10 protein-coding genes and 2 riboswitches are annotated in these 15,175 nt (G+C 77.5%); of the genes, 2 read left to right on the top strand and 8 right to left on the bottom strand.

Annotated features, from left to right (window positions below):
* Positions 1–48: 48 nt before the first annotated feature.
* The 6 genes from pnuC to fmt all read right to left on the bottom strand — a co-directional run bounded on the left by pnuC (position 49) and on the right by fmt (position 7,124).
* A complete protein-coding gene (gene pnuC, locus J0910_RS12050; RefSeq protein ID WP_420158591.1) occupies positions 49–717 on the bottom strand; it encodes a nicotinamide riboside transporter PnuC in 669 nt (222 codons plus the stop codon).
* A complete protein-coding gene (locus tag J0910_RS12045; protein WP_420158590.1) occupies positions 717–1,343 on the bottom strand; it encodes a riboflavin synthase in 627 nt (208 codons plus the stop codon). The genes pnuC and J0910_RS12045 overlap by 1 nt, the downstream gene beginning before the upstream one ends.
* 122 nt (positions 1,344–1,465) lie before the next feature.
* Positions 1,466–1,596: riboswitch (FMN riboswitch) on the bottom strand.
* A 176-nt stretch (positions 1,597–1,772) separates the two neighbouring features.
* A complete protein-coding gene (locus J0910_RS12040) occupies positions 1,773–2,762 on the bottom strand; it encodes a phosphatase PAP2 family protein (protein ID WP_420158589.1) in 990 nt (329 codons plus the stop codon).
* 263 nt (positions 2,763–3,025) lie between these two features.
* Entirely contained in the window at positions 3,026–3,694 is a 669-nt protein-coding gene (gene rpe, locus J0910_RS12035) for a ribulose-phosphate 3-epimerase (RefSeq protein ID WP_420158588.1), read from the bottom strand.
* A 617-nt stretch (positions 3,695–4,311) separates the two neighbouring features.
* The gene (locus J0910_RS12030) at positions 4,312–5,769 is read right to left on the bottom strand and encodes an RsmB/NOP family class I SAM-dependent RNA methyltransferase (protein ID WP_420158587.1); all 1,458 of its coding nucleotides are present in this window, start codon (positions 5,767–5,769) and stop codon (positions 4,312–4,314) included.
* A gap of 416 nt (positions 5,770–6,185) precedes the next feature.
* A complete protein-coding gene (fmt, locus tag J0910_RS12025) occupies positions 6,186–7,124 on the bottom strand; it encodes a methionyl-tRNA formyltransferase (protein WP_420158586.1) in 939 nt (312 codons plus the stop codon).
* Between the two features lie 227 nt (positions 7,125–7,351).
* On the opposite strand from fmt, the gene J0910_RS12020 reads away from it, so the two are divergent.
* The gene (locus tag J0910_RS12020) at positions 7,352–9,907 is read left to right on the top strand and encodes a primosomal protein N' (RefSeq protein WP_420158585.1); all 2,556 of its coding nucleotides are present in this window, start codon (positions 7,352–7,354) and stop codon (positions 9,905–9,907) included.
* A gap of 857 nt (positions 9,908–10,764) precedes the next feature.
* Complete coding sequence (locus J0910_RS12015; RefSeq protein ID WP_420158584.1) at positions 10,765–11,553, top strand: nucleotidyltransferase domain-containing protein; 789 nt, start codon at positions 10,765–10,767, stop codon at positions 11,551–11,553.
* 703 nt (positions 11,554–12,256) lie between these two features.
* On the opposite strand, the gene J0910_RS12010 is transcribed toward J0910_RS12015, so the two are convergent.
* Both J0910_RS12010 and J0910_RS12005 read right to left on the bottom strand, forming a co-directional pair.
* Positions 12,257–13,009 (bottom strand): SAM-dependent methyltransferase, encoded by a 753-nt coding sequence (locus J0910_RS12010; RefSeq protein ID WP_420158583.1) that lies wholly within the window; start codon positions 13,007–13,009, stop codon positions 12,257–12,259.
* A gap of 526 nt (positions 13,010–13,535) precedes the next feature.
* Complete coding sequence (locus J0910_RS12005; RefSeq protein WP_420158582.1) at positions 13,536–14,852, bottom strand: aminotransferase class V-fold PLP-dependent enzyme; 1,317 nt, start codon at positions 14,850–14,852, stop codon at positions 13,536–13,538.
* Positions 14,853–14,941: 89 nt separating this feature from the next.
* A riboswitch (SAM riboswitch) is annotated at positions 14,942–15,070 on the bottom strand.
* Positions 15,071–15,175: the final 105 nt, after the last annotated feature.

The raw sequence follows: 15,175 nt of genomic DNA, 5'->3' as shown, positions 1-15,175 counted from the left end.
CGGGGGCCTGCGGTTCGGTGCGGAGCGCCTCGGCGGCGCGGGGCGGGGTCATGCGCGCACCTCCGCCCCGGCCGCGCCGGGTTCGCGGAGCAGCCGGTACTGCCGGACCCAGTCGCGGATGCCGAACGCGGCCAGCACGAAGAACACGCTGTAGACCAGGCCGCTGACCCACAGCCCGGACATCAGCGCCAGCGGGACGCCGACCAGGTCGACGATGATCCACACGAACCAGAAGTCGATCAGGGCGCGGCTCTGCCCGAACGTGGCGATCGCGCTGCCGACGAAGATGAAGGCGTCCGGCCAGGGCGCCCAGGACGCCCCGGTGGCCTGGAAGAGCAGCGCCACCGCGACGGTCCCGCCGAGCAGCAGCCCGAGCAGCAGGCCGCGCTCGTGCCCGGTGGCCGGGCGGACCTTCAGGTCGGCGCCGCCCTTGGTGGCCCGCGCCCAGCGGGTCCAGCCGTAGGCGACCAGGCCGATGAACATGAGCTGCTTGAGGGCGTTGCCGGTGAGGTGGGCGTCGATGGAGACGGCGAACAGCAGCACCGCGCCGGTCAGCTGCACCGGCCAGGTCCACATCGACCGGCGGACCGCCAGCGCGACGGTGGCCAGGGCGGCGATGTTGCCCAGCAGGTCGGCCCAGCGGACGTGCTCGCCGAAGAGGGTGAATCCGGCGTAGGCCCATTCCAGCCACCACACGCCGGTGTGCGCGCCGCCCATCAGGCACGCCCCGTTCCGGCGGCGGCGCCGGCCGACGCGATCCGCTCGACGTACTTGGCGATGACGTCGGCCTCCAGGTTGACCGTGCCGCCGACCGCGGTGCGGCCCAGCGTGGTCAGCTCCAGGGTGGTGGGGATCAGGCTCACCGTGAAGGCGGCGTCCTCGACCGAGGCGACGGTCAGGCTCACCCCGTCGACCGCGATCGAGCCCTTCTCCGCCACGTAGCGGGCGAGGGGGCCGGGGAGCGAGAAGCGGAGCGTCTCCCAGCGCTGCGCGGGGGTGCGCTCCAGCAGTTCGGCGGTGCCGTCCACGTGGCCCTGGACGATGTGCCCGCCGAGCCGGTCGGAGGCCCTGGCGGCGCGCTCCAGGTTGACCGGGGAGCCGGTGCGCAGCGCGCCGAGCGAGGAGCGGTCCAGCGTCTCCTTCATCACGTCGGCGGTGAACGCACCGCCGGAGGCCCCGGTGACGGTCAGGCAGACGCCGTTGACCGCGATGGAGTCGCCGTGCGCGGCGTCGGAGGTGACCAGGGGGCCGTGCACGGTGATCCGCGCCGACTCCCCGTGGGCGTCGGAGAAGGGCGTGATCTCGGCGACCTCGCCCAGTTCCTCCACGATTCCGGTGAACATCCGGTCCGAACCCCTAACCTTGTCAGGCTCCGGGGTTCTCGGCTCGGCGGGCCCACCCGCCGGCTGTAAGAACCGGTACGCCGCCACCGGCCCTGCCGGGCCGGGAAGGGTAGACCGGTCCCACGCGTACTGCCTCCCATCCGGACTTTCACCGTCGGTACCGGAATTCCACCGGTTCAACCGGCCGATGGCTTCGGCCGGGTCGCGGACTGTCACCGCCGGTTCGGATTTTCACCGACCCCGGAGCACGCGTTTCGACTACGTCTTGGTCGAACAGTCTGCCACGCCGGCGCATTCCCGGCGCGCACCGGGGCCCCGGTGCGCGGGCCGGGCGGGCCGGGAGCAGCGGCGACCGGGCCGTGCGCCGGCCCCGGCTCCGGCCCGGGGCCCCGGCGGCGGCGGGGTCGCCGGGCTCCGGGGCGGGCCCGGTCAGGCCTGCGCGCCGGCCCGGTCGCCGTCCGGCCGGTCGGCCATCCGCAGCCGCACGAAGAGCTCGGGGGCGCCGAGCGCCGCCCAGAGCGAGACCAGCAGGTAGACGGCGTACTCGCCGGCGGCGCCGGCGGTGTCGGGCAGCGCGAGGCGGGCCACCGCCAGGATGAGGAGGACGCCGGTGATACCGGTCACGTAGCGGGCGGCCCGGGTGATCAGCGACCCGCTCGCGCTGTACCAGCCGCGCCGGTCCAGCACGGTGAAGCCGGCGACCGCACCGAGCAGGGCGCCGCCGAGCGCGCCGGTGTGCGCCAGCGCCTCCCCCGTCACGTCCGGCGGCACCGCCCCGGCCCATTCCTCCGGCACCGACCAGCCCGCGCGGAGCACCGCCTGGTAGGCCGCGACCAGCCCGACCGGCACCGCGGACGCCGCCACCGCCAGCAGCAGCCGCACCGGCAGCGACAGCGCCCGCCAGCGCCGCAGCAGCGCGTCCTCGTAGCGCAGCGCCGCCCAGAGCAGCAGGGCGCCGAGCGCCAGGCCGAGCGTGATGTCGCTGAAGAAGTGCACCCCGAGGTAGAGCCGGGAGAGGCAGACCAGCGCGATCAGCACCGCGGCCCCGGCCCACACCGCGCGCCGGGCGGACTGCGCGGCCAGGTAGCCCCAGAAGGTCACGGAGAGCTGGGCGTGTCCGGAGGGGGCGCCGAACGTCGACTCGGTGGACAGCGGCCTGATCCCGGGGTCGTACCAGTACGGCCGGGGTGCGTAGAGCAGCGCCTTGGCCACGGAGTTGACGGTGGCCGACCCGAGCAGCACCAGCGACAGGCGCGCGCCGAGCCCGGCGTGCACGCTCCAGAACAGCAGCGGGAGAAGCGCCACGAACAGCGCCTTCGACCCCAGGGCGGTGACCGCCTGCATGAAGGGCTCCAGCCAGGAGCCCCATCCCTGCACCCACCGGACGGCGCCCGATTCGGCGCCCCACATCACGTCCATCCGCACACTCCGCGCACTCCGGGGCGGCCGGGCGCACGCCCGTCCGGCACCGGGCCCCGGGCGGTCCGGCACCCCGTCCGCCCCGGCCCGATCGGACGCCCGCGCGCTCCCGCGGCCCCTTCCGTTCCGACACCGGCCGACCGTCGCCTGGAGCGCGCCTTCCCGGTTCCCGCCGCCGGGCACCGGTTCCAGACCAAGCGGTTCCCAGGGATCCTAGTCCACGCCTCCGCGCGCGCCCCGCCGCCCGGACGGCCTCCGCCCGGTCAGCCCGCGGCGGCCTTCTCCGCGGCCGCGCGGAGCGACTCGACCGCGGCGGCCGGGTCCTCCGCCCCGTAGACCGCCGAGCCGGCGACGAAGACGTCCGCGCCGGCCTCGGCCGCGCGCTCGATCGTGTCGGCCGCGACACCGCCGTCGACCTGCACCCACACCGCGGCGTCGCGGCCGCCGACCAGCTCCCGGGCCTTGCGGATCTTGGGCAGCACCAGGTCGATGAACTTCTGCCCGCCGAAACCGGGCTCCACCGTCATCAGCAGCAGCATGTCCACCTCGGGGAGGAGGTCCGCGTAGGACTCCAGCGGGGTGGCCGGGTTGAGCGCGAGCGACGCCCGCGCCCCCGCCGCGCGGATCGCCCGCAGCGTGCGCACCGGCGCCTTGGCCGCCTCCGCGTGGATCGTCACGCTGCCGGCGCCCGCCTCGGCGTAGGCCGGCGCCCAGCGGTCCGGGTCCTCGATCATCAGGTGGCAGTCCAGCGGCAGCTTCGCCGCCTTGAGCAGCGACTCCACGATCGGCAGGCCGAGGGTCAGGTTGGGCACGAAATGGTTGTCCATGACGTCGACGTGCAGCCAGTCGGCCGCGTTCTCGACGGCCGCCGCTTCGTCTGCGAGGTGCGCGAAGTCGGCGGACAGGATGCTGGGAGAGATCTGGATCGCCACGTCCCAGAGTGTAGATCCTCGTCGGAGGGGTCATCCCCCGCCCCGGACCGGCCGGCCGCCGCGTCCGGTCCTCCGCCGGGGCCTCCCCTCCGAGCGGCCCCGGGGCGGACACGGGCCCGCTCGCCCGAGCCCGCCCGGTCGGCGTCCGGCGCCCCGCGGCGGACCGTGCGCGGGCGCCCCGGAACCGCCCCTCGGCAGGAGGGGCGCCGCCCCCGCGGCGTCCCGCGAGAGACCGTGCCTCCCCTGGCGCCCCGGAGGCGGGCACGGACCCGCCCGCCCTGGTCGGGCAGAGACCGCTTGGTCGGCGTCCGGGCCGTCGCGGCGAACCGGTGGACGGACGCCGGGCACAGGGGGCCGCCTGCACCGGCTAGGACCTCCGAGGGGCCCGAACGGCCTGCGCGTCCGCTGCCCACTCGTTCGGCGTCCACCGGACCGCCCGGCGTCCGGGCGCCTCTCGGCGGAGCGGAGCGCGCCCCCTCGCCCGGGGTCCTTCGGGGACCCGGGAGGCGGACGTGGACCGCACCCCGGCCGAGGCCGGGTGCCTCGCGGGCCGACCCCCGGCGGTCCCGGCGCCCCATCGCCTCGACCGGGCGCCGGCCGGGGAGAGCCGGGCGGGGTCAGCCGCGCTTCCGGATCAGGGCCAGGAACATCGCGTCGGTGCCGTGCCGGTGCGGCCAGAACTGCGCGTACATGCCGTCCCGGCCGGCGGCGACGCCGTCGACCTCGGGGAGGTGGTCGGCGGCGCGCAGGAGTTCGGCGTCGGCGCGGGCCGCGAGGACCGGCTCGACGATGCCGGAGGTCTCCGGGAGGTGCGGGGAGCAGGTCACGTAGGCGACGACGCCGCCGGGGCGGGCGGCGTCCAGCGCGCGCTCCAGCAGGGCCGTCTGGAGCGGGGCGAGCTCGCCCGCGGTCTCCGGTGTGCGGCGCCAGCGCGCCTCCGGGCGGCGGCGCAGCGCCCCCAGACCGGTGCACGGGACGTCCGCGAGCACCCGGTCGAACGCGCCGTCCCGCCAGGCGGGCCGGGTGGAGTCGGCCACCACCACGCGGGCGGCGTCGCGGACCGACCGCTCGACCGCCGAGGCGACCAGGCCGGCGCGGGCCGGCTGGACCTCCGCGGAGAGCAGCCGGGCGTCGCGCTGCCCGGCCAGCCCGGCCAGCAGCGCGGACTTGCCCCCGGGTCCGGCGCAGGCGTCCAGCCAGCGGGCGTCGGCGCCCTTGGCCCGGACCCGGGCCAGCGCCAGCGCGACCATCTGGCTGGCCTCGTCCTGCACCGCCGCGCGGCGCTGGCGGACCTCGCGCACCAGCGCCGGGTCGCCCTCCGCGAGGTAGGCGGCGTGCGGCGAGTAGCGGGCGGCCTGCGCGCCGCCCTCGACCAGGTCGGCCACCGAGGCCCGGCCCGGCTTGGCCAGCAGGGTGACCCCGGGGCGCTCGTTGTGCGCGGCGAGCAGCGACTCGGTCTCGGCCAGGCCTCCGGCGAGGTCGTCCCCCAGGGCCGCGGCGAGCGCCTCGACGACCCACCGCGGGTGGCTGTGCACCACGGCGAGGTGGCCGGCGGGGTCGGCGGTCCGGTCCGGGGCGACGATGCCGGTCCAGGCCTCCAGGTCGCGCGCGCCGACCTTGCGCAGCACCGCGTTGGCGAACCGGGCCCGGTGCTGCCCGACGGCGCGGCGGGCCACGTTCACGGTGGCGCTCACCGCGGCGTGCGGCGGGATCTTGGTGGACAGCAGCTGGTGCGCGCCGAGCCGGAGCAGCGGCAGCACCTCGGCGTCGACCGAGGAGAGCGAGCGGTCCACGCAGGCGTCGAGGATGGCGTCGTAGGTGCCCTGGCGGCGCAGGGTGCCGTAGGTCAGCTCGGTGGCCAGGGCGGCGTCCCGCCCGTCCAGGCCGCGGTCCTTGAGCTTGGCGGGGAGCAGCAGGTTGGCGTAGGCGTCGCGCTCCTGCACGGCCCGCAGCACGTCGTAGGCGACCCGGCGGACCGCCGTCCCGGGGGCGGGGGCCGGCCGGCCCGGCTGCCCGCCGCCCTTGCCGGGCCCTCGGCGTCCGGAACGGTACGGGGAGCGGGAGCGGTCGGTCACGTCGGCATCGCCTCGCGTCGGAGAAGGGTGGAGAGGAACGGGTGGGCGGCGGGGCACTGCGCCGGCGCGCCGCCCCGGGCGCGCCCGCACGGCGCGCACCGCCTCTCCCGAGGATAGCGCCGGTCCCGCCCGCCCCCGGCGCAGCTCGCCGCCGGCCCGGGGCCCGGTGCCGCCGCGGCCGCTGCGGGGAGGTCTCGCGGGGGCGGACCCCGCGGCGGGCGGGGTACCGCGCCGCCCCTTCGCCGGTCTTGGTGTCGCGAGGGGTGCCGGAGCGCTCCGGTGCCCCCGCACCCCCGAGATCGACGGGGACGGGCGGTGTCCGCCTCCGGCGCGGGCCGGCCGGGTGGGCGGGGAAGCGCGGGGCGGCCCCGCCCGGCGACCTGCCGGACACCCGACGGCCTCAGCGGCGGGGGCGGTCAGCCGCCCAGGCGCTCGTCGGGGCCGGGGCGGACGCCGCGGGCCCAGTCGACGGCGCTCATCATCCGCTTGCCCTGGGCCTGGACGTCGCCCAGGCGGACCGGGTGGGTGGCGGTGCCGACCAGGACCTGCTTCTTCTCCACGGCCAGCGCCCCGGCCGCGAGGTCCGGGCCGCCGACCGTGTCGGTGACCGGGGTGACCGGGCCGAGCTTGAGCCGGGCGCCGCGGAAGACGGTCCAGGCCCCCGGCGCCGGGGTGCAGGCGCGGATGAGCCGGTCCACGCGCATCGCGGGGGCGGTGAAGTCCACCTCGGCGTCCTCCGGGGAGAGCTTCGAGGCGTAGGAGAGGCCGTCGCCGTCCTGCGGGCGGGCCTCCAGGGCGCCGGCCTCGATGCCGTTCAGGACCTCCCGCAGCAGCCCGGCGCCGGAGCGGGAGAGCCGCTCCAGGAGGTCGCCGCTGGTGTCGCGGGGGCCGATCGGCTCGCTGAGCGTGCCGTAGACCGGGCCGGAGTCCAGGTCCTCCTCGATCTGGAAGACCGAGGCGCCGGTGACGTCGTCGCCGTGCAGCACCGCGTGCTGGACCGGGGCGGCGCCGCGCCAGGCCGGCAGCAGGGAGAAGTGCAGGTTGACCCAGCCGTGCCGGGGGATGTCCAGCGCCTCCCGGCGGAGCAGCGCCCCGTAGGCGACCACCGGGCAGCAGTCCGGGGCGATCTCGCGCAGCCGGTCCAGGAAGGCGGGGTCGCTCGCCTTGGCCGGCTTGAGGACCTCGACCCCCGCCTCCTCGGCGAGCCGGGCGACCGGGCTCGGCGCGACCCTGCGCCCCCGGCCGGCGGTGGCGTCGGGCCGGGTGACGACCGCGGCGACCTCGTGCTCCGATTCCAGCAGGGCCTTGAGGGACGCGACCGCCACCTCCGGTGTCCCCGCGAAGACCAGTTTCATCGGCACCCTCTCCACCCGCGCCCCGCCCCGGTCGGCGCGCTCCGAACCCGGGGCGCCGCCCGGCCCTTCGCGCCGGCTCGGCGCCGGGCGGCCCTCTCGGATCGGCCGCCCCCGGGGCCCGGTTTCGTCTGCGATCTCCTGTCTACCAGCAGGCCGCGCGGTACGCGGTCCGGGCGCGCCCCGCGGCCGGACCGGAAAGGTCGGTGCCCTCTGGTAAACCTGGGCATATGAGTCCGCGGCCCGGCCCCGACGCGGGGGCCCTCTTCGACGTGCCCCCGGCCCCGCCGGGCGGGGACGGCGGAGGCGGCCCGGCGCCCTCCGGTTCCGGACGGGGCGCCCGGTCAGGCGGGGCCGCGAAGGGCGCGAAGAAGGGGCCGAAGCGGGGCAGGCGGCCCGCCTCCGAGCTGCCGATCGCCCGGGTCGCGGTGGAGACGCCGCTGCCCCACCTGGACCGGCTCTTCGACTACCGGGTGCCGGAGGAGATGGCCGGCGACGCCGTCCCCGGCTGCCGGGTCCGGGTCCCCTTCCACGGCCAGGCGCTGAGCGGCTTCCTCATCGAGCGGGCCGAGAGCAGCGACTACACCGGGACCCTGGCCTACCTCTCCGGTGTGGTCTCCGCCGAGCCCGTGCTCACCCCGGAGATCCGCGGGCTGGCCCGGGCGGTCGCCGACCGCTACGCGGGCACCCTCAGCGACGTGCTCCGGCTCGCCGTCCCTCCGCGCCACGCCCGCGTGGAGAAGGAGAAGGCCGAGCGCGAGCGGAAGGAGCGGGAGCGGGCCGGACAGGAGGCCGGCGGCGGCCCGGCGGCGGCCGGGGCGGAGGCCCCCGAGGACGGGGAGCGCACCGGCACCGCCGACCGGGTGGAGGCCCCCGAAGCGGACCGGCCGGGCCCCGCGGAGGGCGCGGCCGGGGAGGGGCCCGCCGGGCCGGGCGGCCCGGCGGAGGCCCCCGCGGTCTTCTCCCGCGCGGAGGCCGGCGAAGCGGTCGGCGAGCCCGCCCCCGGCGGCCCGGACGCCCCCGCCGAAGACGGGACGGACCGGCCCGAGGAGGCCGCCGTCCGGGACGGCGCCCCCTCCCCGGCCGAGGCCGGTGCAGGGGCGGACGGGGCGGAGGAGGAGCAGGACGGGGCGGAGGCGATCTTCTCCGTCGGCGAGGCCGAGGCCTGCGCTCCGCCGCCGCTGCCGGTCCCGCCAGGGCCGTGGCGGGACTATTCCGCCGGGGAGCCGTTTCTGAGGGCGCTGCACGACGGCGCCGCCCCGCGGGCGGTGTGGACCGCGCTGCCCGGCCCGGGCTGGGCGGAGGCGGTCGCGGTGGCCGCCGGCACCGCCGCGGCGGCCGAGCGGGGCACCGTGGTCGTCGTCCCCGACGGGCGGGACGTGGACACCGTCGACGCCGCGCTCCGGGAGCGCCTGGGCGAGGGGCGGCACGTGGCGCTCACCGCCGAGCTCGGCCCGGCCGAGCGGTACCGCCGCTGGCTGGCCGTGCTGCGCGGCGAGGTGCCGATCGTGGTCGGCACCCGGGCCGCGATGTTCGCCCCGGTGCGCGACCTCGGGCTGGTGGTGCTCTGGGACGACGGCGACGACGTGCACACCGACCCGCACGCCCCCTACCCGAACGCCCGGACCGTGCTTGCCCTGCGCGCGCACCGCGCCGGCGCCGCCGCGCTGATCGGCGGCTTCACCCGGACCACCGAGGGGGCCCGGCTGGTGGAGTCGGGCTGGGCGGGCGCGCTGGCCGGCGACCGGCCGACGGTGCGCCGCCTCGCCCCCCGGATCCGCGCCGCCGGCGACGACCACGAGCTCTCCCGGGACGAGGCCGCCCGCTCGGCGCGGCTGCCCAGCGTCGCCCTGCGCATCGCCCGGGAGGCCGCCGCGCACGGCCCGGTGCTGGTGCAGGTCCCCCGGCGCGGCTACCTGGGTTCGCTGGCCTGCGCGCTGTGCCGGTCCCCGTCGCGCTGCGAGTCCTGCCAGGGTCCGCTGGCGCTGCGCAGCGCGCACGCCATGCCGTACTGCCGGTGGTGCGGCCGGATCGCGGGCGACTGGCAGTGCGGCGACTGCGGGCACCGGCGGCTGCGCGCCGGGGTGGTGGGCGACCGGCGCACCGCCGAGGAGCTCGGCCGCGCCTTCCCGTCGCTGCCGGTGCGCACCTCCGGCCGGGACGAGGTGCTGACCTCGGTGCCGGGGAAGCCCGCGCTGGTGGTGGCGACGCCGGGCGCGGAGCCGGCCGCCGAGGGCGGATACGCCGCGGCGCTGCTGCTCGACGGCTGGGCGCTGCTCGGCCGGGCCGATCTGCGCGCCGCCGAGGAGGCGCTGCGCCGCTGGTTCAGCGCGGCCGCGCTGGTCCGCCCGGCCGGGGACGGCGGGCAGGTGGTGGTCGTGGCCGACGCCCGGGAGCCGGCCGTGCAGTCGCTGATCCGCTGGGACCCCGCCGGGTTCGCCGAGCGGGAGCTGGCCGAGCGGCGCGAGCTGGGCTTCCCGCCGGCGGTGACGATGGCCTCGGTCACCGGCGAGGCGGCGCACGTGCACGAGCTGCTGGACGCGCTCTCCCTGCCGCCCTCGGCGGAGCTGCTCGGCCCGGTGCCGGTGGAGGGCCCGGAGGCGGTCGCCCCGCGCGAGGGCCGGGGCCGCACGCCGTCCGGCCCGGTGGAGCGGGCCCTGCTGCGCGTCCCGCACCGCGACGCCTACGCGCTGACCGCCGCGCTGAAGGCGGCGGCCGCGGGGCGCAGCGCCCGCAAGGACGACAACCTGGCCCAGATCCGCGTCGACCCGCTGCACGTGGTCTGAGAGGCCCGTCGGGCATGCGGCCGGCCCCTGGGCCCTCACCCGCCCCCTTCCCCGCCGGCCTCGGTGCTGCGGCCCTGTCAGAGCACTCCGGTAGGGCCGCAGCGCCGAGGTCGGCACGAGAGGCAGGGGCGTTCCGGGGCGGAGCGGGCGCCGCGCGGGGCGAACCGCGCGACCGCCCGCATGACCGGCAGGCTCTCAGAGACTGTCAGGCCTGCGAACGGTCGCCCGGAGTGTCCGACCGCGGGTCGGGAGAGGCGGGGATCGGGGGCCCGGCGTCGCCGCGCCCGCTGCGGGCCGCGCGCCGCCAGGCCACTTTCCCGTTGATCTTGGAGTTGCGGGGGTATCAGGGCGCCCTGATACCCCCGCAACTCCAAGATCAACGGGGCGGTCCGCTGCCGGGCGCACCGGTGGCCGGGGCGGCTCCCGGGGGCGGGGCAGGTTCTCGGCGGCCGGGGCGGGCCGGGCGGAGCCGGGTGCGGGCGGCGGTCACAGGCCAGGTCCACCCGTCGGCCGCCTCGATGCTCCGGCCGCCCCCGAGGTCGAAGAACAAGCTCAGGCGGACTTCCGAGCGCCGGTCCCGCCTTCCTCCCGGTGCTCCCGGGGTCTGCCGGGCGCGGAGGGGCGCCGCCGGGTCCGCGCCCCTGTCCCGCTCTCTCCCTTCCGTGCAGGACCGCGCCGCCCACCGCTCTCCCCGCCGCGTGCGGCCCGGCCCGCGGGGCGCCGGCGGCGCCGGAGAACCGGTCCGCCGCGGGCGGGCGCCCGTGGTACGTTGATCGACTTCCCTCCCGCGGGAAGTCCCCGGTGCGGGGCGCCGCACCACGGACACCGGCCCCGAGGGGCCGAACGGGAGAGACACGATGGACCACTCCGCTCCGGAGTTCGCCGCGGTCGCCGAGCAGGGAACGATCCTCCAGTGCCAGGTGGGGTCGGGCGTGCACGGGATCACCGTGAAGGACGAGGACGACCGGGACGAGATGGGGATCTGCGTCGAGCCGCCGGAGTACGTGATCGGGCTCCGCCGCTTCGAGCAGTACATCTTCCGCACCCGGCCTGAAGGCGTGCGGTCCGGTCCGGGCGACCTCGACCTGACCGTGTACTCGCTGCGCAAGTGGATGCGGCTGGCCCTGGACGGCAACCCGACCGTGCTGCTGCCGCTGTTCGTCCCGGAGGAGGAGATCGTCCGGGAGGAGCCGATCGGCCGCGAGCTGCGCGCCTCCGCCGGGCGTATCCTCTCCCGCAACGTCGGCCGCCGGTTCCTCGGCTACCTGCGCGCCCAGCGGGACAGCATGCTGGGCCGGCGGGGCGGCCGGCACACCAACCGCCCCGAGCTGATCGAGCTGTACGGGTTCGACGTGAAGTTCGCCTACCACATGGTGCGGCTGGGGGTGCAGGGCGCCGAGCTGCTGGAGACCGGCCGGCTCACCCTGCCGATGCCCGAGCCGCGGGCCGAGTGGCTGCGCGAGCTGCGCCGCGGCGAGCACACCATGCAGGAGGCCCTGGACGCCGCGGCCGAGCAGGAGGAGCGGCTCACCCGGCTGCTGGAGACCTCCCCGCTCCCGGAGGAGCCCGACCGGGCCTGGGCCGACGCCTGGCTGGCCGAGGCCTACCGGCGGTCCTGGGCGCGGCGCGGACTGCTCCCGGTCTGACCGCCGGCCCGGGCGGGCGGGGTCGATCCGACCGCCGTCCCGCCCGGGTCGGCCGGCCAGGTCCACCCTGCGATGAGCGACCGCGACCCGGGCCGGCCGGGCATCGGCCGTGACGAGCTCCGCCGGGCGGCTCTCGCCCAGTGCGACGCAGGCCGCATCGTCGTAGGCACCGACCGCGTACCTCAACCGCCGCATGCGCGGGAGAAGTGCTTCCAGCGGCACTGTTCCGGCTCCGAGGCGGGAGATGCGCTCCACCGCGCGGCGGGCCTGCGCCTCATCCGCCTTCCGCCCCGAGTGGAGACCGCGCACCGCGGAGAAGACCTCGGCCTTCCAGTGCTCCGGCGCCGCCCGGTGGACGTCCCTCCCGGGTGCGGACGTGCTCCGCGCCCCGCCCCCACGGCAGATGGGCATGTTCGTGAGGACGGGGGCGTCCGCGACGATCACGCGGCTCCTCCCCCACCTGGTCAGCCGCCCTCCGTACCGCCTTCTCCCGGACGGGCGGCTCTGATCGGGCCGGCCGCGTCGGGGGCTTCGGGCCCGGCCCCGCCCCCTGGCGGCGAGCCTCATCCGCCAAGGCGTCGCGCACCTGCTCCGGAACGTCTCTGACCGTGATCACAACACCCATGGCCTCATCATGCATGCACCATGGCGCTGGAGCCGGCGCGTTTCGGAAAGGGCGTTTCGGGGGTGTCCGCCGCGCCCTTCAGGGGTCGCGCCGGGCGACCCCGCCGACGATGCCGATGCCTTCGGCGGCGGCCGCGTCGTCCGGGTAGGGCCACCGGGTGATGTCGGCGGCGCCCGGGTCCAGCGGGGTGAACGGGGCGAGCAGCCGGGCGGGGTCCGGTCCCGATCCGGCGGCGCGTACGGCGCGCGGGCCGAACGAGGCGATCACGTGGCCGCCCGGGGCCATCTCCCGGTGCAGGGCGCGCAGCAGCGCGCCGGCCGCGCCGGGTACGCGGTGCTGCGGCGCGGTGTCCAGCAGCAGGACCGCGACCGGCTCGCCGAAGTCGACCAGGCCGCTGGCGGCCAGTTCCGCGGCGGCCGCCTCCGGTGTCCGGCCGCGCAGCGAGAGCACCGGGGCGGCGGCCCGGTGCGGGGAGACCCCGGGGTGCGGGGAGGCCCCGGGGTGCAGGGCGGTCCCGCAGGAGGCCTCGACGTAGGCGGTGCGCACCGCCGGGGAGCGCTCCCCCAACGCGCCGTGCAGGGTGTCGCAGGTGGGCAGGGCGGAGGAGAAGTCGACGAACTGGCGGATCCCCGCGTCGGCGGCGAGGTAGTGGGCCGCCCGAGCGGCGAAGGCCAGGCGGGCGCGGTCGGCGGGAGCGGTGGCCGGTCCGGGCGGCGCGGCCCCGTCGGCCCTGCCCACGGGCCTGCCGTCGAGGCCGACGACGCGCGGGCGGGGGACGCCGACGGCCATCGGGTCTTCGACGAGGTGCGGTACCGGCCACTCATCAGTCACGATCGCGCTCCCGGGGTCCGTTGCCGACCGATGTTACCTGGTGTGAGCCACATCATTCACCCGGGGATAAATTCACCGCTAATAAACGCGGGTTTTCCGCCGGAGTGGAAGGCGCCGCTATTTGACCCACCCCGGACATCCTCCCCCCGGATTCCCCTCCACCCGGCTTCACCTGCACAGACGCCGGGAACGGCCGAGTGTCCGCACGGCGTCCGGCGGACGGCCGCCGCGTCCCGCGGCACCGCGTTCCGCGGCCTCCCGGCGGAGTGCGCCGACCGCCGGATGCGCCATTGATCGCGGTCAGCGGCCCGCACCGGAGAATCAGCGGAAATTGCACCGCTTTGTCACTCTATTTGCTTGTTTTCGCCCGTTCACGACGTTGGTGGGAGGTTCTTCGGGACGTTCTCCCCCCTCCCCCGCGCGGGGCGGGCGGCCGCGCCCCGGGCACGGGAACGGCCCCGCGGAAGCCCGCGGGGCCGTGGCCGGAGCCGCGCGCGGCCGCGCGGCGCGAGCGGAGCGGCCCGCCCTACCCGGCCGGCACCAGGCGGCCGGCGTCGTCCCGGTACTCCAGCTCCGGGCCGTGCTCGGCGATCCGGGCGACCGCGGCGAGCAGCCGGTCCACGTGCTCTTCGGTGGTGCCCAGGCCCAGGCTGGCCCGGACCGCCTGGGCGTGCCCCTCCGGGAGCAGCCAGCGGGTCAGCAGGTGGGCGCAGAACAGGCCGTCCCGGACGCCGATGCCGTACTCCGCGGAGAGCGCCGCGGCCAGCAGCCCCGCGGGCACCCCGTCGACCACGAACGACACGATGCCGACCCGCGGGTGCTCCGGCTCCCACAGCGACAGGTCGTGCACGCCGGGGATCGCGGCGAGCCCGGCGCGCAGCCGGCGCAGCAGCCGCTCCTCCCGCTCGTGCAGCGCCTCCTGGCCGGCCTCGGTGAGGGCGTCGCAGGCGGCGGCGAGGGCGACCGCGCCGAGCACGTTGGGGCTGCCCGCCTCGTGCCGCGCCGGCAGGTCGTTCCAGCGCACGTCGTCCTCGGTGACGCTGCCGGTGGCGCCGCCGCCGGCCAGGTAGGGGGCGGCGTCGCGGAGCCAGTCGGTGCGCCCGGCGAGCACGCCCGCGCCGAACGGCGCGTACAGCTTGTGCCCGGAGTAGGCCACGTAGTCGGCTCCGGAGCCGGCCAGGTCGAAGCGGCGGTGCGGGACGTACTGGGCGGCGTCCACCGCGACCCGCGCCCCCTCGGCGTGCGCCGCCTCGACCAGGTCGCGCACCGGCCAGATCTCACCGGTGACGTTGGAGGCGGCGGTCACGCAGAGCAGCTTCGGGCCGTCGGGGGCATCGCGCAGCGCCGCGCGGGCGTCCTCCACGGCCTGGCGCGGCGAGGCCGGCAGCGGCAGCCGGACCACCCGCGCCGCCCTGCTCCCCGCGTGCTCCCAGGGCAGCAGGTTGGCGTGGTGCTCGGCGGAGGAGACGACCACGGTGCAGCCCTCCGGCAGCGACCGGGCGAGCAGGTTGAGGGCGTCGGTGGTGCCGCGCACGAACACCACGGCGTCGTCGTCGCGGACGCCGGTGAAGCGGGCGACGGCGCGCCGCGCGCGCTCGTAGGCGGCGGTGCTCACCTGGGAGAGGTAGCCGGCGCCGCGGTGCACGCTGGCGTAGAGCGGCAGGGCCTCGTCGAGGGCGCTCCGGACCGCCTCCAGACACGGGGCGCTGGCCGCGTAGTCGAAGTTGGCGTAGTCGGTCCGGGTCCCGTCGGCCAGCGGGATGAGCGCTCCGGCGCCCACCACGGCGGGCGGGGCGGTGCGGGGCTCGGCGGGGCGGGCGGCGGGGGCGGTTGCGGTGGTCATCGCTTCTCCTCTTGAGGTCATCGGGACCCCGGAGAAGGACCCCCAGCGGCATCGCTGCGCACAGGGTGCGTCCGACTCGAACCCGCGGGGGTCCGCGCTTGCCTGACACGGTTACGAAAAAGCGGTCGTGTCTCGACCTGGTCCTCACCCGGGGCACCCCACCGCGGAAGGAGGGTTGCCGGCCAGCTAGCCGGGGCTTGTCGCTGGCGCTCATGACCTGTGCGGGACTATAGCTCACGATGTCCGGTTCAGCGCAAGGAGGGCGGCGCGCGGCGGCGGCCGCCCGCTGCGCCGGTCCCGCCGGAAAACCCCTCGCCAGCTGG

The sequence above is a fragment of the Nocardiopsis oceanisediminis genome (genome assembly GCF_048595525.1).
Classification (GTDB): Bacteria; Actinomycetota; Actinomycetes; order Streptosporangiales; family Streptosporangiaceae; genus Nocardiopsis_A; species Nocardiopsis_A oceanisediminis.
The sequence above is the reverse complement of the archived record's forward strand: the minus strand, read 5'-3'. Positions and strand labels throughout refer to the sequence as shown.